This is a genomic window from Streptomyces sp. NPDC023481, from assembly GCF_055560195.1.
On record NZ_JBVHJE010000008.1, the window covers coordinates 251,734 to 270,760 of the forward strand.

Sequence of the window (19,027 nt, forward strand, 5' to 3'; positions counted from 1 at the left end):
GTGTTCTGCTCTTCCTTGCCTGTTGAAAGTCAGTCGTCTTCGTTGTCGCCGAAGTCGGGGCGGACGTCCCGGGCGGCCATGATCTCGTCGTTGGAGGTGCCGGCGGCGACCATCGGCCAGACCATCGCGTCCTCGTGGACGATGAAGTCGACGACGACCGGGCGGTCGTTGATGGAGTTGGCCTCCTCGATGACCTTGTCCAGGTCCTCCGGGCGCTCGCAGCGCAGGCCCACGCAGCCCATCGCCTCGGACAGCTTCACGAAGTCCGGCACGCGCGTGCCCTTGGCCTCCGGGTTGACGTCCTCGGGGCCGCTGTGCAGCACGGTGTTGGAGTAGCGCTGGTTGTAGAAGAGGGTCTGCCACTGGCGGACCATCCCGAGGGCGCCGTTGTTGATGATGGCGACCTTGATCGGGATGTTGTTCAGGGCGCAGGTGGTCAGTTCCTGGTTGGTCATCTGGAAGCAGCCGTCGCCGTCGATCGCCCAGACCGTACGGCCCGGCTGTCCGGCCTTGGCGCCCATCGCGGCCGGGACCGCGTAGCCCATGGTCCCGGCGCCGCCGGAGTTGAGCCAGGTGGCGGGGTTCTCGTACTGGATGAAGTGCGCGGACCACATCTGGTGCTGGCCGACGCCCGCCGCGAAGATCGTGCCCTCGGGAGCGAGTTGGCCGATACGCTCGATGACCTGCTGCGGGGAGAGCGAGCCGTCCGCCGGCAGGTCGTAGCCGAGCGGATAGGTCTGGCGCCACCGGTTCAGGTCGCTCCACCAGGCGGTGTAGTCGCCCTGGTGGCCCTCGCTGTGCTCCTTCTGCACGGCCTGCACCAGGTCGGCGATGACCTCGCGGGCGTCGCCGACGATCGGCACGTCCGCGGCGCGGTTCTTGCCGATCTCCGCCGGGTCGATGTCCGCGTGGACGATCCTGGCGTAGGGGGCGAAGCTGTCCAGCTTGCCGGTGACGCGGTCGTCGAAGCGGGCGCCGAGGGCCACGATCAGGTCGGCCTTCTGCAGCGCGGTGACCGCGGCGACGCTGCCGTGCATGCCGGGCATGCCCAGGTGCTGCGGGTGGCTGTCGGGGAACGCGCCGAGCGCCATCAGGGTGGTGGTGACCGGGGCGCCGGTCAGCTCGGCGAGGACCTTCAGCTCGGCCGTGGCCTGCGCCTTGAGGACACCGCCGCCGACGTAGAGGACCGGGCGCCGGGCGGTGGCGATGAGCTTGGCGGCCTCGCGGATCTGCTTGGCGTGCGGCTTGGTCACCGGGCGGTAGCCGGGCAGGTCCATCACCGGCGGCCAGGTGAAGGTGGTCTTCGCCTGAAGGGCGTCCTTCGCGATGTCGACCAGGACCGGGCCGGGTCGGCCGGTGGAGGCGATGTGGAAGGCCTGCGCGATGACCCGCGGGATGTCCTCGGCCTTGGTGACGAGGAAGTTGTGCTTGGTGATCGGCATGGTGATGCCGACGATGTCCGCCTCCTGGAAGGCGTCGGTGCCGATCGCCTTGGAGGCGACCTGGCCGGTGATCGCGACCAGCGGCACCGAGTCCATGTGCGCGTCGGCGATGGGCGTGACCAGGTTCGTGGCGCCCGGGCCGCTCGTCGCCATGCAGACGCCGACCTTGCCGGTGGCCTGCGCGTAGCCGGTGGCCGCGTGACCGGCGCCCTGCTCGTGCCGGACCAGGACGTGCCGCACCCGGGTGGAGTCCATCAGCGGGTCGTAGGCCGGCAGGATCGCACCGCCCGGAATGCCGAATACCGTGTCCGCGCCGACCTCCTCGAGGGAGCGGATGAGGGACTGCGCACCCGTGACGTGCTCGACGGGGGCGGACTGCTGTCCTCCGGAACGGGGCCGCGGCTGCGGATGGTGGGCCCCGGTGGCCTGCTCGGTCATCGGCATTCTCTTCTCGATGCTGAGGGTTTGTGCGAGGTACGGACGGAGTGGGAGCGCTGCACGAAAGTCACTCGTGCAACAAAAAACCCCTCGTGCCGGAAGGCAAGCGAGGGGAGCGCGCCGGTGAGGTCGCTGGGGATTCCGGATCGTCCTCCGGTGGGTCCCAGCTCAGCCGACGCGCTGTCCAAGTACGAGAATTCGGGTGCGCATGGCACTGACCCTCCCCCCGGCACGCACCACGTGTCAAGTGGGTGGGACGGGCGTCTCAGAATGTGAACGAAGGGCACTGCCACCCCCGAAGACGGCCGGAACACCCCCTGTGTACACCCCCGCGGCCTTCCCCGCGAACGCCGGCTCGGCCGGGGCGTGCGGCACCGGATAGTGGCCGGACCCGAGCGCCCGGCGCAGCCGGTACTCGTCCAGCGGGCCGGCGAACGCCATGCCCTGTCCGTGCGTGCAGCCCATCGCGCGCAGGGCCACCACCTGCTCGGGCAGGTCCACGCCCTCGGCGACCGACTGGAGCCCGAGGTCGCCGGCGATGCGCAGCAGACCATTGGTGATCTTGTGCAGCCGCGCGGACTCGACCACGCCCTCGACCAGGCCGCGGTCGAGCTTGAGGATGTCCACGGGCAGCCGCCTCAGGGCCGTGATGGCCGCGTAGCCGCCGCCGAAACCGTCCAGCGCGATCCGCACCCCGAGCCGGCTGAGCGCCGTCAGCCGCCGCTCCAGCTCGTCCAGCGGGACCCGCGGATCGGTGTCGGACAGCTCCACGACCAGCGCCCCGGGCGGCAGCCCGTGCCGGGTCAGCAGCGCCTCCACCGAACCCAGCGGCGTCGAACGGTCCAGCAGCCGCCGGGCGCTCATCCGCACCGCCACCGGTACGGCCACCCCGGTCGCGGCCCGCTCGGCCGCCTGCTCCACGGCCTCCTGGAGGATCCAGCGGTCCAGTTCGGCGGTCTTGTCGCCGTCCTCGGCCACCCGCAGGAACTCGGCGGGCGTGAACAGCACCCCCTGTGAGGAGCGCCAGCGCGCCTGCGCGCAGACCGCCGTGATGCGGCCGTTCTCCAGGGACACCACGGGCTGGTGAAGCAGCGCGAACTCGCCGTCGTGCAGCGCGGCACGCAGGCGCGTGGCCAGTTCGGCCCTGCGGACGACGTCCTGCTGCATCTGCGGCTTGTACAGCTCGACGCGGCCCTTGCCCGCCGACTTCGCGCGGTACATCGCCAGGTCGGCGTTGCGCAGCAACTCCCCCGCGCCGAGGCCCGGTTCGGCGAAGGCGACGCCGATGGAGGCGTTGACCCGGACATCGTTGCCGTCGATGGCGTACGGCTGGGAGAGGGTCGCCCTGAGGCGGTCGGCGAGTTCCACGATGTTGCGCTCCCGGGCGGCACGGTCGCGGGTGCCGTCCCCGACGATCAGGGCCGCGAACTCGTCGCCGCCCAGCCGGGACGCGGTGTCGCCCTGCCGGACCGCGTCCTGGAGTCTGCGGGCGGCCTGGATGAGCAGTTCGTCCCCGGCCTGGTGGCCGATCGTGTCGTTGACGGCCTTGAAGCCGTCGAGGTCGATGAAGAGCACCGCCGTACCGCGCAGGGCGGCGCCCCGGTCGGTGGCCCGGCGGCCGGACAGGGCCTGCTGCACGCGCTTGGTGAACAGCGCGCGGTTGGGCAGGTCGGTCAGCGGGTCGTGCTCGGCGTTGTGCTGCAACTGCGCCTGGAGGCGCACCCGCTCGGTCACGTCCCGGCTGTTGAAGATCAGCCCGCCGTGGTGGCGGTTGACGGTCGACTCGACGTTGAGCCAGCCGCCGTCGCCGGAGCGGAACCGGCACTCGATGCGGGTGGTGGGCTCCTCCAGCGGGTTGGCGGCGAGGAAGCGGCGCACCTCGTGCACCACGCACCCCAGGTCCTCCGGGTGGATGAGCGCGGCCAGCTCGCTGCCCACCAGGTCCTCGGCGGGCCGCCCGTACACCCCGGCGGCGGCCGGGGAGACGTACCGGAGGATGCCGTTCGGCGCGGCGATCATGATGACGTCGCTGGAGCCCTGGACCAGGGAGCGGAAGTGGTTCTCCTTCTGGGCCAGTTCCTGGGTGAGGGTGATGTTGTCGAGCAGCATGATGCCCTGCCGCATGACGAGCGCCAGCACCACGGCGCCCGCGGTGATCAGCACGACGTGGTCGGGCCGGCGGCCGTTGAGGACGTTGTACAGGATGCCCAGGGTGCACACGGCTGCGGCGAGGTACGGGGTGAGGGCGGCGAGGGAGCCGGTCAGCGGGCGGCCGGCCGGGTAGCGGCTGTGCTCCCCGCCGGGGACGGGCGCGGGCGGGAGCGGGGGGTGGTGGCCGGCGCTGCGCTGGCCCGGCACGTGCTCGTGGACCACGCGCGTGTGCCCGTCCGCCCCGCGGGCCTCCTGCGCGCTCCCGCGCCGGGGAGCGGCCCAGGGGGCGTAGGCGAGCAGCAGCGAGCCGGCGAACCAGCCCGCGTCCAGCAGCTGCCCGGAGCGGTAGCTGCTGTGCAGCAGCGGCGAGGTGAACAGGGCGTCGCACATCACGGTCAGCGCGAGCGCGCCGATCGCGGTGTTCACCGCCGTGCGGTTGCCCGGGGCGCGGCGGAAGTGCAGCGCGAGGACCATGCTGACGAGCGCGATGTCGAGCAGCGGGTACGCGAGCGACAGCGCGGCGTGCGCCACGTTGGAGCCGTCGATCCGGGCCGCCTGGGCGAGCGCGAGGCTCCACGACAGGGTGAGCAGCGAGCCGCCGATCAGCCAGGCGTCCAGGCCCAGGCAGATCCAGCCGGCCCGGGTCACCGGCCGCTTGGCGAGCACCAGCAGGCCCACGATGGCGGGCGGCGCGAAGCACAGGAAGAACAGGTCGGCGTAGCTGGGGCTGGGCACGTCCCGGCCCAGCACCACCTCGTACCAGCCCCAGACCGCGTTGCCCAGCGCGGCCATGGTCGAGGAGAGGGCGAACAGCAGCCAGGCCGAGCGGAAGCGCACGCGCCGGCTGCGGGCGTACAGGAAGCAGGAGACGGCGGCGGTGCCGGCCGCGGCGCTCAGGCCGAAGTCGCCCATGATGAGCGCGACTTCGTTCGCGCCCCAGTCGAACGCGGCGCCGACGGCGTAGGCCGCGCAGATCAGGGCGAGGACGAGCTGCTCCAGCAGCCGGTTGCCGCCGGTGGCGGCCGGGCGGCGCGGCGGTGGCGCCTCGTGCGGGTGCGGTGCGCGCACCGCTGCGTCCAGGGTGGTCGTGGCGGAGGACGGGGCGCTCACCGGGGCCTCCCGGTGAGCGCCGCTCCCGGGGTCAGGCGGTCCCGACGGTCCCGGTGCGCATGCCTGCGGTGGCCGCTGGGCCTGCGCTGGTGGTGGCTGTGGTGGCTGGTGTGGTGGCCCCGTCTGCGCGTGGCCGTGCGCCAGGGTCGCCGCCGGCGGCTCCGCCGCGTCGGATCGTTCGTCCATAGGCCGTGCATCGCCCGTCGCCCCCCTCACAAAATCTGAAATGTCCATCCCCGGCGCCCAACGGTCAGCGGCGCAGCCCCTGTCGGGACGATACACCAGGATCGTCACTCAGGGACATAGCGTCTCTACGCTCCGTGACGACCAGCGGGGATGCGGGTACGGGCCGCGTCCGAAAGGTCGCGGAGGGTGCCGAAAGCGGTTCAGCGCCCGGTTTCTCCCGCGGTTCCGGGACCCGTCGTCAGGACCACGTTGCGCAGCGGCTCCTGGTTCACGTACCGGGTCAACTGGTCCACGAGCAGCCGCTTCGCGCGGGGCAGGAACGCCGACGACGGGCCGCCGACATGCGGGCTGATCAGCACTCCTGGCGCCTGCCACAAGGGGTGGCCCGGGGGCAGCGGCTCGGGATCGGTGACGTCCAGGGCGGCCGTGATCCGCCCCCGCTCCAGCTCGGCGAGGAGCGCCCCGGTGTCGACGACGGCTCCGCGCGCGACGTTCACGAGCAGCGCGCCGTCCTTCATCCGGCCGAGGAAGGCGGCGTCCACGAGCCCCGTGGTGGTCTCCGTGAGCGGGGTGCAGACGATCACGACGTCCGCCTCGGGGAGCAGTGAGAGCACATCGGTGATCGGGTGCACAAGACCGCGCGCCGTGGTGCGCCGGGAGCGCGCGATGCGCGCCACCCGCGCTACCTCGAAGGGTGCGAGCCGGTCCTCGATGGCGGCTCCGATCGCCCCGTAGCCGACGATCAGGACGTTCCTGTCGGCGAGGGACGGGTGGAAACCGCCCAGCCAGCGCTCCTCCCGCTGCGCGCGGACGAACTCGGGGATGCCGCGCAGCGCGGCGAGGGTCAGCGTCAGCGCCAGCTCGGCCGTGCTGGTCTCGTGCACTCCGCGCGCGTTGCACAGCCGTACGCCCGGCGGGATCGCCGACAGCCGGTCGGTGATGTCGTCCACGCCGGCGGTGAGCGTCTGGATGACCCGGACGTGGGTCAGGTGCTCCAGCGGAGCGACCCTGACCGACAGCCGCTTCATGTACGGCACGACGTACACGGCGCACTCCGCGGGGTCGCCGGGAAACGGCTGGTCGCCGTCGTCTCCTCCGTCCCAGAACAGGTACCTGGGGCCCGCGGGCAGCCCGTCGATCTCCTCGGGCGGAAGGGGAAGCCACACCTGTGAAGTCATGCCTGGAGGCTATGTCAGGTACGCGCGCGTGCAGAGGTTAGGTTGGGGGCCGGGCAGAGGGAGGTTCCGGAGCAGGTGGAGCGCAGGACGATCGGCGCGGGGGGACTCGCGGTGGGGGCCGTCGGACTCGGGTGCATGCCGATGAGCTGGGCGTACAGCGGATCGCGGCAGCGGGGTGACGAGTCGCTCAGAACCGTGCACCGGGCGCTCGACCTGGGCTGCGACCTGTTGGACACCGCGGACATGTACGGCCCGTTCACCAACGAGCTGCTGCTGGGCCGGGTGCTGAAGGAGCGGCGCCGGGAGGCCTTCGTGTCGACGAAGGCCGGGCTGCTGGTGGGCGAGCAGCACATCGTGGCCAACGGCCGCCCCGGCTATGTGCGGCGGGCCTGCGACGCCTCGCTGCGACGGCTGCAGACGGACGTCATCGACCTGTACCAGCTGCACCGCGCCGACCCCGAGGTGCCCGTCGAGGAGACCTGGGGCGCGATGGCGGACCTGGTGCGGGCCGGCAAGGTGCGGGCGCTGGGCCTGTGCGCGGTGGGGGTGCGCGGCGGGCGCCGCACGGGCGCCGGGCTGTACGACGCGACGCTGCGCCAGTTGCGGCGGGTCCAGCAGGTGTTCCCGGTGAGCGCGGTGCAGGCGGAGCTGTCGGTGTGGTCGCCGGAGGCGCTCCGGACGCTGCTGCCGTGGTGCGAGGCGCGCGGGGTGGGCTTCCTGGCGGCGATGCCACTGGGCAACGGCTTCCTGACCGGCACGCTGAGGCCCGGCGCGGGCTTCGAACGGGACGACGTGCGCGCCCGGCATCCCCGGTTCACCGCGGAGATGATGGCGGCCAACCAGCCGATCGTCGCGGGCCTGCGGCGCGTGGCCGGCCGGCACGGCGCGGAGGTCACCCCGGCCCAGGTGGCGCTGGCCTGGGTGCTGGCGCAGGGCCGTCATGTGATCGCGCTGCCGGGCACCAAGCGGGAGCGCTGGGCGGCGCAGAACGCGGCGGCCGCCGGGCTGCGGCTGACCGAGGCGGACCTGGCGGAGGTGTCCCGGCTGCCCGCCGCCCAGGGGTCGTGGGACTGAGGTTCCCCCGATCGGTTGCCGTGGAGCGGGAACCCGTCAGGGCGCGGCCGGTGTTGGACAGGGAAGAGCGACAGCGTGCCGTTCGGACCACCGCGTCGAAGGGACCATGATCGTGCAACGTGGAGCTGTGACGGCCGTGGTGGCCGCGGCCGCCCTGCTGCTGACGGCCGGCTGCTCCTCCGGCGGGCAGGGGCGGCCGGAGTGGACCGGGCGGACGGCGGACGGGACGGCTCCGGGCGCCTCGTCGCCGCGGCCCGCCGAGTCCGTGCCGCCGGCCAAGGGATCGGTGCGGGTGCTGCGCACGGTGGCCGAGGGCCTGAAGACGCCGTGGGGGCTGGCTCCGCTGCCCGGCGGCGGGCTGCTGGTGTCGTCCCGTGACGAGGGCACGATCAGCCGGATCGACGAGAAGACGGGCCACAGGACCGTGCTGGGCACGGTGTCCGGGGTCTCCCCGGCCGGCGAGGGCGGTCTGCTCGGTATCGCCCTCTCCCCCGACTACGCCTCGGACCACATGGTCTACGCCTACTTCACCTCGGCCTCCGACAACCGCATCGTGCGCATGCGCTACGACGAGCGGGGACCGGCCGGTGAGCAACTGAGCGCCCCGGACACGGTGTTCAAGGGCATCCCCAAGGGCCTCATCCACAACGGCGGCCGGATCGCGTTCGGTCCCGACGGCATGCTGTACGCGGGCACCGGCGAGAGCGGGCGGAAGGGGCTGGCGCCGGACCGGAAGTCGCTGGGCGGCAAGATCCTGCGGCTGACCCCGGAGGGCGACCCGGCGCCGGGCAACCCGTTCCCCGGCTCGCCGGTGTACTCCTACGGCCACCGGAACGTGCAGGGCCTCGCCTGGGACGCCAAGCAGCGGCTGTTCGCCTCGGAGTTCGGCCAGGACACCTGGGACGAACTGAACGCGATCAAGCCGGGCGGGGACTACGGCTGGCCGCGGGCCGAGGGCAGGTCCTCCGACCCCTCCTTCCAGAACCCGGTGGCCCAGTGGCACACCGACGACGCCTCCCCCAGCGGCATCGCCTGGGTGAACGGCGTGATCTGGATGGCGGGCCTGAAGGGCGAGCGGCTGTGGCGCATCCCGCTGAACGGCACGTCGGCCTCGGCGGCCCCGCAGGCGTTCCTCACCGGTGACTACGGCCGCCTGCGTACGGTCGTCCCGGCGGGCGGCGACAAGCTGTGGCTGGTGACCAGCAACACGGACGGCCGGGGCTCCCCGAAGAAGGGGGACGACCGAGTGCTGGAGCTGCGGGTGCGCTAGATGCAGGTGCGCTAGATGCGGGTGCGCTGGACCGGGGCGCCGCCCGGCTCACCCCGCTTCGGGCCGCTGCGGCGGTGGCGTGCCGGCTGGTTCCGTCGCGACCGGTTCCGTCCCGGCTGATTCCGTCGCGCCCGGTTCCATCGCAACCGGTTCCGTCACGACCGGTTCCGTCTCGGCTGATTCCGTGCCGGTCCGGCCCGGCAGGCGTATCACCGCCGTGCCGGAGGCGAGGTCTATCGGACCGCGGCCGGGGTCGTTGTCGCCCACGTCCTCGCGGGTCAGTTCCAGTCGGTTCTGTTCGTCCCGGGTGTGTTGGCGACCGGGTGCGAACAGTTCCTCGAACGCGTTGAACACGGCTCCCCCTCACTGCCGGTTTCCTTCAGCGTAGGTCCTTGGGCGGTCCTGGGCCTCAGCCCGGTGTCTCGGCGGCGAGCGTCCCCGCGGTGACCAGGCCCAGCCGGTGGGCCATCGCCGCCGCCTCGCCCCGGCCCGAGACGCCGAGCTTGCTCAGGATGTTGGAGACGTGGACGCTCGCGGTCTTCGGGGAGATGAACAGCTCCTCGGCTATCTGCCGGTTGGTGCGGCCGGCCGCGACCAGGCCCAGGACGTCCCGCTCCCGGCTGGTGAGGCCGAGCGCGGCGGCCGGGTCGGCGGGGTCCTGCCGGCCGCCGCGGGCCAGGGGGAGGCGGGCGCGCTGGGCGAGCCGGGCGACGCCGGCGGCGAGGGGGCGGGCGCCCAGGTGGGCGGCGACCGCCGCGGCCAGCCGGAGCAGCTCCACCGCGCGGTCGCGCTCGTCTTCGCCGCCCTCGGCCAGCAGCGCCCCGGCCAGCCGGTACCTGACCCGGGCGAGGTCGTAGGGCCGTTCCAGGCACTCGAAGGCGGCGACGACCGGGGACCAGGTGCCGACGGTGTCCCGGCCCTGTGCGCGCAGCAGTTCGGCCCGGGTCCACTGGCCGTAGGCGTGCCAGAGCGGGACGCCGGTGGTGAGGGTCCGCGCGGCGGTCGAAAGGCGGTCGAGGAGCTCGGCGCGGCCGGGCCGGGCGGCGGGCAGGGTGCGGGCGTCGGCCTCGGCGGTGGCGGCGGCCAGCAGCAGCGGCCAGCCGTAGCGGTGGGTGCCGGGCGGGAAGCCGGCGTCGAGGGCCGGGAGCAGGGCCGCGCGGGCGTCGGCGATCCTGCCGTCGGCCGCGGCGACCCCGAGGCCGATGCGGGCCAGGGGCAGCTGCTGCTGGGGCATCGGGTCGTGCGAGCCGTAGCAGGCGCGGGCGGCGGCGAGTTGGCGCTCTGCCTCGGCGAGGTCGCCGCGGGCCAGCGCGAGCTGGGCCACGCGCACGGCGCCGGCCCCCCGGGGCTTGGCGCTGTGGCCGGTCCGGGTGGCGTGCGCGGCGGCCTCGGCGGCCTCCTGCCACTGGCCGAGCGAGTACAGCGACTCGGACAGGTTGCCCCGCACCGAGGCGCCGAAGTCCGGCATGCCGTACGCGCGGCAGAACTCGACGCCCTCGCGCAGCAGCGGGACGGCCTCCCGGTCCCGGCCGACGCTCTGCAACGCCGACGGCAGGTTCACATAGGCGCGGCCCGCGACATGGTGGACGCCCTCCGCGCGGGTCTCCCGCAGTACCTGGCGCATCTGCGCGAGACCGGTCCGGGAGTCGCCGGACTCCACGACGAGTCCGCCGAGGGTGAGGCGGGCGTGCAGTTCGGTCTCGCGGGCGCCCACCATCCGGGCGTACTCCACCGCCCGCTCGGCGGCGGCGAGGGCCTCGGGCCCCGGCCGGCGCTGCATGGACCAGTTGGCGGCGACCGCCAGCACCTCGGCGTGCACCTCGGACGGCGGCAGGCCGCGCACCAGGTCCTGGGCGGTGCCCAGTTCCGGCCAGCCGTCGCCGCGGGCAAGGGCCTGGACGAGCCGCGAGCGCTGCACCCAGAACCAGGCGGCGCGCAGCGGATCCGGTTCCTCCTCCAGCAGGCGCAGGGCCCGCTTGATGATCTTCAGGGCGCGTTCGCGTTCGCCGCCGAAACGGCCGGCCACGGCGGCCTCGGCCATCAGGTCGAGGTAGCGCAGCGGGGTGGTGGCCGGGTCGCAGCCGCACGGGGGGTAGATCTCCGTGTAGTCGACCGGGCGCAGGGCGGAGCGCACCTCCTGCGGGGCGCTGTCCCACAGCTCCATCGCCCGTTCCAGCAGCCCTAGTTGTTCGGTGTAGGCGTGCCGTCGGCGGGCGACGACGGCGGCGGCCAGGACGGCGGGCAGCGCCTTGGCGGCGTCGTGCGCGTGGTACCAGTAGCTGGCCAGGCGCATCACCCGGGCGTCGGCGGGGACGAGGGCCGGGTCGGCCTCCAGGGCCTCGGCGTAGCGGCGGTTGAGCCGGGAGCGTTCGCCGGGCAGCAGGTCGTCGGCGACGGCCTCGCGGACCAGGGAGTGCCGGAAGCGGTAACCGTCGCCGGCCCGCGTGACGGTGAGGAGGTTGGCTCCGACGGCGGCCCGCAGCGCCTCGATCAGGTCGTCCTCGGTGAGCCGGGCCACGGCGGCGATCAGCCGGTACTCCACGGTGGAACCGCCCTCGGCGACGATCCGGGCGACCCGCTGGGCGCTCTCGGGCAGTGCCTCGACCCGGACCAGGAGCAGGTCGCGCAGGGAGTCGGTGAGGCCGCTGCGGTTGCCCTCGCCGGCGGCGACGGCGAGTTCCTCGATGAAGAAGGCGTTGCCGTCGGAGCGAGCGTAGATCTCGTCCACCTGGGCGGGGTCGGGTTCGGCGGCGAGGATCCCGGCGATCTGGCGGCAGGCCTCCTCGCGGGTGAAGCGGGCGAGTTCGATACGGCGGACGGTGCGCATCCGCTCGAGTTCGGCGAGCAGGGGGCGCAGCGGGTGGCGGCGGTGGATGTCGTCGGAGCGGTAGGTGGCCAGGACGAGGAGGCGCCCGGCGCGCAGGGTGCGGAAGAGGTAGGCGAGGAGGTGGCGGGTGGAGGCGTCGGCCCAGTGCAGGTCCTCCAGGACGAGTACGACGGTGTGGTCGGCGGCGATCCGCTCCAGCAGCCGGACGGTGAGTTCGAACAGGCGGGCCACGCCCTGTTCGTCGTGGCGGCCGGCGCCGGCCTCGCCGAGGTCGGGCAGCAGCCGGGCCAGTTCCTCCTCCTGGCCGGCCGCGGCGGCGGCGAACTCCTCGGGCAGGGCGTCGCGCAGGGCACGCAGCGCGGTGGAGAAGGGGGCGAACGGCAGCCCGTCGGCACCGATCTCCACACAGCCGCCGACGGCGACGACGACGGGAGCGGAGGTCTCCTGCCGGGGTGTGCCCGCGGTCGTCGCCGCGGCTGCGGTCGTCGCCGTGGCTGCGGCTGCGGCTGCGGCTGCGGCTGCGGCTGCGGCTGCGGCGAACTCCTCCACGAGGCGGGTCTTGCCGACGCCCGCCTCGCCGCCGAGCAGCAGCGCCTGCGGCTCGGCCGCGGCGGCACGGGCGAGCGCGTCGTTGAGCGCGGTCAACTCGTCGCTGCGGCCGACGAACACGGGACTGACGGACCTGGTCTCCACGGGCCCGAGCATGGCACGGGGCCGGGACGGCTCGGCACCGGTTTTCCACAGCCCCCGTGTGATGGTCGTACCGACGGGCGAAAGGAGCGCCGGGAGCGTCGCGCCCCCGGCCGGAAGGGCCGTACGGCTCCGCGAAGGAGCCGTACGGCCCGGGGATGGTGAGCGGCCGACCCCCGTCCGGCCGCTCCGCGCCCCCGCCGTCACGCGGTGCGCGGCGGCCGGTGCCGGCGCGGCCGGACGGTATGCGACTCGGCGGCCGGGGCGCCGTGGCCGAGGGACCCGGCCCGGCGGGCGGCGCGGCGGAAGCGGACGACCTCGCGGGCCAGGCGCTCCTGCTGGGCCGTGCGGCGCAGCTCGGCGGACCGGAACCGGAGGAGTTCGAACTGGTACATGGTGGACCCTTCGAAGAGGCGGTGTGGTGCTCGCTTTCGCGATGCCCCCACTGTCGTCTCCCAGGGGGGTCCGCCACCTCGGGAGAGTTCCGCATCTTCGCCCGGCTCGGGGGTCGCACGCGCGCGTAAGGGGCCCCAGAGCGTCCGTAAGGTGCTTACGGACTCCCTAAGGCCCCTGGCGACCTGCGCTTTCTCAGCCGGCCGAGGGCAGGCCGAGCAGGGCGTCGGAGTACTTCAGGACCGCCAGGAGCAGTCCGATGACACCGAGCGAGACGCCCGCCCAGGCCACCGACCTGATCCAGGGCGCCTGCGGACGGCCGGGGGCGCCGAACGCGGGCCTGACCAGCACGACCACGCCGGTGACCAGCGCGGCCAGCGCGAACAGTCCGGCCCACAGGGCGGTGGCGTGCCAGGCGTCGCCGTAGACCGCCTTGATCTGCCGGGCGACGCTCGCGGTGGAGGAGGTCTGGAGCTGGCCGACGAGCTGCTCGCGCGCGGAGGCGACGGTGCCGACCCAGCCGCCGGTGAGCGAGACCAGGCCCAGCGCGGCGGAGACGACGGCGCCGGCGCCCTGGCCGACCCCGGAGGACGCCTTCCCGCCGGCGGCTTCCGTCGCATCGCCGTCCTCGGTGTCCTCGACGTCCTCGCCGTCCTGGACGTTCTCGGCGTTCTCGGCGTTCTCGCTCCGAGGGCCGTCATGGTGTGCCGTGTCCGGGACCTGTTCCCCGGTGGTCTCCTGTCCGGCGGGGCCGTCGTGGGTGTCGACCGCCGTCGTCTCGTCTTCCTTGCGCGCCTCGGAACCGGCCCCCGTGCCGGTGCCCGCGCCTTCCGCTGTCTTCGTAGCCATGCCCGGCACCGTACGGACGCTGTCTGAGAGGTCTCTTAATGATCGCTGTGCGCGGTACGCGCGCGTGCCGCGTGCCACTCGGGCCGGAGCAGGGCCCAGATCTCGGTGCTGGTGCGTACGCCCCGGTGCGGGTAGTTCTCCCGGAGCACGCCCTCGCGGGTCATGCCGAGCCGCCGGGCCACGTTGACGCTCGGCTCGTTGGCCGAGGAGGCGTGCCACTCCACGCGGTACATGCCGCGTTCCTCGAAGGCCCAGTCGAGCAGCACCCGCATACCGCGCGTGACCAGTCCGCGCCCGGCCGCCGCCGGCTCCAGCCAGCAGCCGGCCTCGCAGACCCCGCTCGGGGTGTCCCAGACGCGGAACAGCAGCCCGCCGACGAGCGTGCCGTCCAGCCAGATGCCGTGCAGGCCGCCGGCGTCGGCGCCGCGCTTGTCGGCGTACGACGTCAGCCAGCCGCGGGCGCCGTCGAGGTCGCGGACCACGTCCGCGAGGCCGACGTGCCGGCCGATGAACTCCCGCCCCCGGTCGATGTTCGCCAGCAGTTCGGCGGCGTGCCAGACCTCCAGGGGCCGCAGTTCGGCGCCGTCGTCACCGAGCGGTATCGCGTACATCGTGCCGTTGTTCCTTCCGCAGTGCGTCCACCTGGACGTCAGTCGAACTGGTCCCCGAGCGCCATGACCATCGTCCCGGCGATCAGCAGCCACAGGGCCCTGCGGGTACGGCCCCGGGCGCCGAGGGCCGCCGCGAGGGCGCAGACGACGGCACCGAGGGCGTAGGCGGCGGGGACGCGGGCCGGTGCGGAACCGGTGAGCCGCAGCAGGGCGGCGCCGAGTCCCGCGAGACAGAGCAGCACACCGGTGCCCCCGGCCACCCACCGGGCCCGCCGGGCGTCCCCGACGTACTCCTCGGCGTCCTCGGCACCCTCGGCGTCGTGCACGGCGTCCTCGGCTATCACCGGCTCGGTGTCGGAATCAGTGCGTCCACTCATGCCGGGCGAGCGTACCGCCTGGGCACGGAAACCCCTGGTGCGGGGCGGCGCCTCCGGCCGGCCGGGCGAGGGCACCGCCGGTGCCGTCGGTGCCGTCGGTGCCGGGAGCAGAACCGGGTACGGCCCCGGAAAGTGGGATTCCGGGGCCGTACCGCTGGTCGGGGGGCTCAGGCGTCGGTGACGCCCAGCTTCTCCAGGATCAGCTCCTTGACCCGGGCCGCGTCGGCCTGGCCGCGGGTGGCCTTCATGACCGCGCCGACCAGGGCGCCGGCCGCGGCCACCTTGCCGCCGCGGATCTTGTCCACGATGGCCGGGTTGCCGGCGATGGCCTCCTCGACCGCCGTACCGAGCGCCGAGTCGTCGGAGACGACCTTCAGACCGCGCCGGTCGACGACCTCGTCCGGGGTGCCCTCGCCCGCGAGGACGCCCTCGATGACCTGACGGGCCAGCTTGTCGTTCAGGTCGCCCTTGGCGACGAGCTCGGCGACCCGGGCCACCTGCTGCGGGGTGATCGCCAGCTCGTCCAGGGCCTTGCCGGACTCGTTGGCGCTGCGCGCCAGTTCGCCCATCCACCACTTGCGGGCGGCGGCCGCGTCCGCGCCGGCGTCGATCGTGGCGACGATCGGCTCCAGCGCACCGGCGTTGAGGATCGCCTGCATGTCGGTGGCGGAGATTCCCCACTCGGCCAGCAGCCGGTTGCGGCGGGCCAGCGGCAGCTCGGGCAGGGCCGCGCGGATCTCCTCGACCCACTCGCGCGAGGGCGCGACCGGCACCAGGTCGGGCTCCGGGAAGTACCGGTAGTCCTCGGCCTCCTCCTTCACGCGGCCCGAGGTCGTGGACCCGGTGTCCTCGTGGAAGTGGCGGGTCTCCTGGACGATCGTGCCGCCGGACGACAGCACGGCCGCGTGCCGCTGGATCTCGTAACGCGCCGCACGCTCCACCGAACGCAGGGAGTTGACGTTCTTCGTCTCGGAGCGCGTGCCGAACTTCTCCGTGCCGTTCGGGCGCAGCGACAGGTTCACGTCGCAGCGCATCTGGCCCATCTCCATGCGGGCCTCGGACACGCCGAGCGCGCGGATCAGCTCGCGCAGCTCACGGACGTACGCCTTCGCCACCTCGGGGGCGCGCTCGCCGGCGCCGACGATCGGCTTGGTGACGATCTCGATCAGCGGGATGCCGGCACGGTTGTAGTCCAGCAGGGAGTGGGACGCGCCGTGGATGCGGCCGGTGGCGCCGCCGACGTGCGTCGACTTGCCGGTGTCCTCCTCCATGTGGGCGCGCTCGATCTCCACGCGGAAGGTCTCGCCGTCCTCCAGCTGCACGTCGAGGTAGCCGTCGAAGGCGATCGGCTCGTCGTACTGGGAGGTCTGGAAGTTCTTCGGCATGTCCGGATAGAAGTAGTTCTTCCGGGCGAAGCGGCACCACTCGGCGATCTCGCAGTTCAGCGCGAGACCGATCCTGATCGCGGACTCGACGCCGGTCGCGTTGACGACCGGGAGCGCGCCGGGCAGGCCGAGGCAGACCGGGCAGGTCTGGCTGTTCGGGGCGGCGCCGAGCGCCGTCGAGCAGCCGCAGAACATCTTCGTCTTGGTGCCGAGTTCGACATGGACCTCAAGGCCCATGACGGGGTCGTACGACGCCAGCGCGTCCTCGTACGACACCAGGTCGGTCGTGGTGGTCACGGTGAAACTTCCCTCTCAGCCCAGCAGGACGTCGTCGTCGCCCAGCCGCTTCAGCTCGCGGTAGAGGATGGCGAGGCCGGTGACGATGCCGGCCGCGGTGACGACGGCGTCGACGAGCCGCAGCGTGTCGTTCTCGGCGCGCGCCTTCTTGATCTGCTTGGCGGCGCCGACCGCGCCGAACGCGGTGGCGGCCATGGACAGGTACGTACCGGACCGGGACTTCTTGAAGCCCTTGGCCTTGGTCAGTGCGCTCACAGCGACGGTGCCTCCTCCAGCAGCGGGTGCCCCCACTTTTCCACGAAGGCGGCCTCGACGGCGGCGCCCACCTTGTACAGCCGGTCGTCCTGCATCGCCGGGGCGATGATCTGCAGGCCCACCGGGAGGTTGTCCTCCGGGGCGAGGCCGCAGGGCAGGGACATGGCCGCGTTGCCCGCCAGGTTGGTCGGGATGGTGCACAGGTCCGCGAGGTACATCGCCATCGGGTCGTCGGCGCGCTCGCCGATCGCGAAGGCGGTGGTCGGGGTCGTCGGGGAGACGATCACGTCGACCTGCCCGAAGGCCCGCTCGAACTCCTGCTTGATCAGCGTGCGGACCTTCTGCGCGCTGCCGTAGTAGGCGTCGTAGTAGCCGCTCGACAGGGCGTACGTGCCGAGCATGATGCGGCGCTTGACCTCGGGGCCGAAGCCGGCCTCGCGGGTCAGGGAGGTGACCTCCTCGGCCGAGCGGGTGCCGTCGTCGCCGGTCCGCAGGCCGTAGCGCAGGCCGTCGAAGCGGGCGAGGTTGGAGGAGCACTCGGACGGGGCGATCAGGTAGTACGCCGACAGGGCGAGGTCGAAGGACGGGCAGTCCAGCTCGACGATCTCGGCGCCCAGCTCCTTCAGCAGCTCGACGGACTCGTCGAAGCGCTGGATGACGCCGGCCTGGTAGCCCTCGCCGCGGAACTGCCTGACGACGCCGACGCGCATGCCGGCCACGCTGCCGTTGCGGGCGGCCTCGACCACCGGCGGCACGGGGGCGTCGATGGAGGTGGAGTCGAGCGGGTCGTGGCCGGCGATCACCTCGTGCAGCAGGGCCGCGTCCAGGACCGTACGGGCGCAGGGGCCGCCCTGGTCGAGGGAGGAGGAGAAGGCGACCATGCCGTAGCGGGAGACGCCGCCGTACGTCGGCTTCACGCCGACCGTGCCGGTGACCGCGGCCGGCTGGCGGATGGAGCCGCCGGTGTCGGTGCCGATGGCGAGCGGGGCCTGGAAGGAGGCGAGCGCCGCGGAGGAGCCGCCGCCGGAGCCGCCGGGGATCCGGGTGAGGTCCCAGGGGTTGCCGGTCGGGCCGTAGGCGCTGTTCTCGGTGGAGGACCCCATGGCGAACTCGTCCATGTTGGTCTTGCCGAGGATGATCACGTCGGCGGCCTTCAGCCGCTTGGTGACCGTCGCGTCGTACGGCGGGATCCAGCCCTCCAGGATCTTCGAGCCGACGGTCGTGGGGACGCCCTCGGTGGTGAAGATGTCCTTGAGCGCGAGCGGGACGCCGGCGAGCGGGCCGAGCTTCTCGCCGCGCTCCCGCTTCTCGTCCACGGCGCGGGCCTGGGCGAGGGCGCCCTCGCGGTCGACGTGGAGGAAGGCGTGCACCTTCTCGTCCACCGCCTCGATCCGCGCGAGGTGGGCCTCGGTGACCTCGACGGCCGTCAGCTCGCCGGAGGCGACCTTCTCGGCGGTCTCGGCGGCGGTGAGCCTGATGATGCTGTTCTTGTCCGTCATGGCGGTCACTCCTCCCCCAGGATCTGCGGCACCTTGAAACGCTGCTGCTCCTGGGCCGGGGCGCCGGAGAGCGCCTGCTCGGGGGTGAGCGAGGGACGGACCTCGTCCGGCCGCATGACGTTCGTCAGCGGGAGCGGGTGCGAGGTCGGCGGTACGTCTTGGTCGGCGACCTCGCTGACGCGGGCCACCGCGCCGATGATGTCGTCCAGCTGGCCGGCGAAGTGTTCAAGCTCTTCGGGCTTCAGCTCCAGACGCGCCAGCCGGGCGAGGTGGGCGACCTCCTCGCGCGTGATGCCAGGCATGCAGCGATCCTCTGGGGTGAGTGTGTGTGGTTTGGGGCCAATCCTATGGGGCGGGGCGCGGTGCCCGTTAAACGGTTTCCCGGCGCACCGGCCTCACCGGTGCCGGCCGTCCCAGGCGGGGCTCCCGAGGAAGTGGTTGTCGTACCGCTCCTGGACCTCCAGCAGGCTCTCCGGGGTGGCCTCGCCGAGGCGGACGCGCTGGAGGTGGCGGAAGTACTCGAAGCGCTCGACGCCCGGGGTGATGACGATGAGCAGGTCGGCGGCGCGGCCGGGGGCGGCGGCGAAGGCGTGCGGGCGGTCCGGCGGCACGATCACCAGGTCGCCGCGCCCGGCGGTGACGACGTCGTCGCCGGAGAGCACCTCGGCCTCCCCGTCGAGTACGTAGAACATCTCGGCCGAGTGGTGGTGCACATGCGGCCGGGCACCGTCGGCGCCTTCGGCGAGGGTGACCCGCACGGTGGACAGCGCGCCACCACTGGCGCTGCTGTCGGCCAGCAGCCGCACGCCGACGGGGGCACCGCCGACGACCTCGGCCCCGGCGTCCCGGACCAGCACGGTTTCGTCGAACCTGGGCACGAACAGTGACATGGCGGCGATTCCCCTGGTGTGGTGCGCCCGCTGCGGGGCGGCCGGACCGCGGCGGGCGGTGCGGCACCGGTCGGTACAACGATCGCGCGGGGTGGGCCGGGTCCG

Annotated in this window: 16 protein-coding genes; 2 read left to right on the top strand and 14 right to left on the bottom strand. The window is 73.2% G+C overall.

Annotated features, from left to right (window positions below; translation table 11 throughout):
- Window positions 1-29: 29 nt before the first annotated feature.
- The 3 genes from ACZ3ZD_RS18550 to ACZ3ZD_RS18560 form a co-directional block, all read right to left on the bottom strand.
- Complete coding sequence (locus ACZ3ZD_RS18550) at window positions 30-1,880, bottom strand: acetolactate synthase large subunit (protein ID WP_467398320.1); 1,851 nt, start codon at window positions 1,878-1,880, stop codon at window positions 30-32.
- Window positions 1,881-2,123: 243 nt separating this feature from the next.
- Entirely contained in the window at window positions 2,124-5,141 is a 3,018-nt protein-coding gene (locus tag ACZ3ZD_RS18555) for a putative bifunctional diguanylate cyclase/phosphodiesterase (protein ID WP_467398323.1), read from the bottom strand.
- 386 nt (window positions 5,142-5,527) lie between these two features.
- Window positions 5,528-6,505, bottom strand: coding sequence for a 2-hydroxyacid dehydrogenase (locus ACZ3ZD_RS18560; RefSeq protein WP_467398325.1), 978 nt, complete (start codon window positions 6,503-6,505; stop codon window positions 5,528-5,530).
- A gap of 75 nt (window positions 6,506-6,580) precedes the next feature.
- Here ACZ3ZD_RS18560 and ACZ3ZD_RS18565 point away from each other — a divergent pair, with 75 nt between their 5' ends.
- The gene (locus tag ACZ3ZD_RS18565; RefSeq protein WP_467398327.1) at window positions 6,581-7,579 is read left to right on the top strand and encodes an aldo/keto reductase; all 999 of its coding nucleotides are present in this window, start codon (window positions 6,581-6,583) and stop codon (window positions 7,577-7,579) included.
- A gap of 106 nt (window positions 7,580-7,685) precedes the next feature.
- Window positions 7,686-8,849 carry a PQQ-dependent sugar dehydrogenase gene (locus tag ACZ3ZD_RS18570; RefSeq protein WP_467398330.1) on the top strand — a complete coding sequence of 388 codons (1,164 nt, stop codon included), beginning with the start codon at window positions 7,686-7,688 and terminating at the stop codon, window positions 8,847-8,849.
- Between the two features lie 48 nt (window positions 8,850-8,897).
- Here the strand turns inward: ACZ3ZD_RS18570 and ACZ3ZD_RS18575 are convergent, their stop codons facing one another.
- From ACZ3ZD_RS18575 to ACZ3ZD_RS18625, 11 genes are all read right to left on the bottom strand, one after another.
- Window positions 8,898-9,203 (bottom strand): DUF6191 domain-containing protein, encoded by a 306-nt coding sequence (locus ACZ3ZD_RS18575; protein WP_467398332.1) that lies wholly within the window; start codon window positions 9,201-9,203, stop codon window positions 8,898-8,900.
- Between the two features lie 55 nt (window positions 9,204-9,258).
- The gene (locus ACZ3ZD_RS18580; protein WP_467398335.1) at window positions 9,259-12,381 is read right to left on the bottom strand and encodes a helix-turn-helix transcriptional regulator; all 3,123 of its coding nucleotides are present in this window, start codon (window positions 12,379-12,381) and stop codon (window positions 9,259-9,261) included.
- 188 nt (window positions 12,382-12,569) lie between these two features.
- Window positions 12,570-12,761 carry a hypothetical protein gene (locus tag ACZ3ZD_RS18585; RefSeq protein WP_467398337.1) on the bottom strand — a complete coding sequence of 64 codons (192 nt, stop codon included), beginning with the start codon at window positions 12,759-12,761 and terminating at the stop codon, window positions 12,570-12,572.
- Window positions 12,762-12,954: 193 nt separating this feature from the next.
- A complete protein-coding gene (locus ACZ3ZD_RS18590; RefSeq protein ID WP_467398340.1) occupies window positions 12,955-13,608 on the bottom strand; it encodes a hypothetical protein in 654 nt (217 codons plus the stop codon).
- Window positions 13,609-13,643: 35 nt separating this feature from the next.
- Window positions 13,644-14,219 (bottom strand): GNAT family N-acetyltransferase, encoded by a 576-nt coding sequence (locus ACZ3ZD_RS18595; RefSeq protein ID WP_467398342.1) that lies wholly within the window; start codon window positions 14,217-14,219, stop codon window positions 13,644-13,646.
- A 38-nt stretch (window positions 14,220-14,257) separates the two neighbouring features.
- Window positions 14,258-14,596 carry a hypothetical protein gene (locus tag ACZ3ZD_RS18600; RefSeq protein ID WP_467398345.1) on the bottom strand — a complete coding sequence of 113 codons (339 nt, stop codon included), beginning with the start codon at window positions 14,594-14,596 and terminating at the stop codon, window positions 14,258-14,260.
- Window positions 14,597-14,763: 167 nt separating this feature from the next.
- Window positions 14,764-16,278: an Asp-tRNA(Asn)/Glu-tRNA(Gln) amidotransferase subunit GatB gene (gene gatB / locus ACZ3ZD_RS18605; RefSeq protein ID WP_467398347.1), complete on the bottom strand. Its 1,515-nt coding sequence runs from the start codon at window positions 16,276-16,278 to the stop codon at window positions 14,764-14,766.
- 15 nt (window positions 16,279-16,293) lie between these two features.
- Entirely contained in the window at window positions 16,294-16,533 is a 240-nt protein-coding gene (locus ACZ3ZD_RS18610; protein WP_030346630.1) for a hypothetical protein, read from the bottom strand.
- On the bottom strand, window positions 16,530-18,032 hold the full coding sequence (gene gatA, locus ACZ3ZD_RS18615; RefSeq protein WP_467398350.1) for an Asp-tRNA(Asn)/Glu-tRNA(Gln) amidotransferase subunit GatA: 1,503 nt from the start codon (window positions 18,030-18,032) through the stop codon (window positions 16,530-16,532). Before gatA ends, ACZ3ZD_RS18610 begins: the two co-directional genes overlap by 4 nt.
- 5 nt (window positions 18,033-18,037) lie before the next feature.
- Window positions 18,038-18,334, bottom strand: a complete 297-nt coding sequence (gene gatC / locus ACZ3ZD_RS18620; RefSeq protein ID WP_003973500.1) for an Asp-tRNA(Asn)/Glu-tRNA(Gln) amidotransferase subunit GatC — start codon at window positions 18,332-18,334, stop codon at window positions 18,038-18,040.
- 93 nt (window positions 18,335-18,427) lie between these two features.
- Entirely contained in the window at window positions 18,428-18,922 is a 495-nt protein-coding gene (locus ACZ3ZD_RS18625; protein WP_467398352.1) for a cupin domain-containing protein, read from the bottom strand.
- Window positions 18,923-19,027: the final 105 nt, after the last annotated feature.

What these genes read in the sequence shown, in the direction of transcription:
- ACZ3ZD_RS18560 (WP_467398325.1), bottom strand. Translation starts at nt 6,505, where the DNA reads ATGACTTCACAGGTGTGGCTTCCCCTTCCGCCCGAGGAGATCGACGGG.
- ACZ3ZD_RS18580 (WP_467398335.1), bottom strand. Translation starts at nt 12,381, where the DNA reads ATGCTCGGGCCCGTGGAGACCAGGTCCGTCAGTCCCGTGTTCGTCGGC.
- ACZ3ZD_RS18585 (WP_467398337.1), bottom strand. Translation starts at nt 12,761, where the DNA reads ATGTACCAGTTCGAACTCCTCCGGTTCCGGTCCGCCGAGCTGCGCCGC.
- ACZ3ZD_RS18600 (WP_467398345.1), bottom strand. Translation starts at nt 14,596, where the DNA reads ATGAGTGGACGCACTGATTCCGACACCGAGCCGGTGATAGCCGAGGAC.
- ACZ3ZD_RS18590 (WP_467398340.1), bottom strand. Translation starts at nt 13,608, where the DNA reads ATGGCTACGAAGACAGCGGAAGGCGCGGGCACCGGCACGGGGGCCGGT.
- gatC (WP_003973500.1), bottom strand. Translation starts at nt 18,334, where the DNA reads ATGCCTGGCATCACGCGCGAGGAGGTCGCCCACCTCGCCCGGCTGGCG.
- ACZ3ZD_RS18570 (WP_467398330.1), top strand. Translation starts at nt 7,686, where the DNA reads ATGATCGTGCAACGTGGAGCTGTGACGGCCGTGGTGGCCGCGGCCGCC.
- ACZ3ZD_RS18625 (WP_467398352.1), bottom strand. Translation starts at nt 18,922, where the DNA reads ATGTCACTGTTCGTGCCCAGGTTCGACGAAACCGTGCTGGTCCGGGAC.
- ACZ3ZD_RS18550 (WP_467398320.1), bottom strand. Translation starts at nt 1,880, where the DNA reads ATGACCGAGCAGGCCACCGGGGCCCACCATCCGCAGCCGCGGCCCCGT.
- ACZ3ZD_RS18595 (WP_467398342.1), bottom strand. Translation starts at nt 14,219, where the DNA reads ATGTACGCGATACCGCTCGGTGACGACGGCGCCGAACTGCGGCCCCTG.
- gatA (WP_467398350.1), bottom strand. Translation starts at nt 18,032, where the DNA reads ATGACGGACAAGAACAGCATCATCAGGCTCACCGCCGCCGAGACCGCC.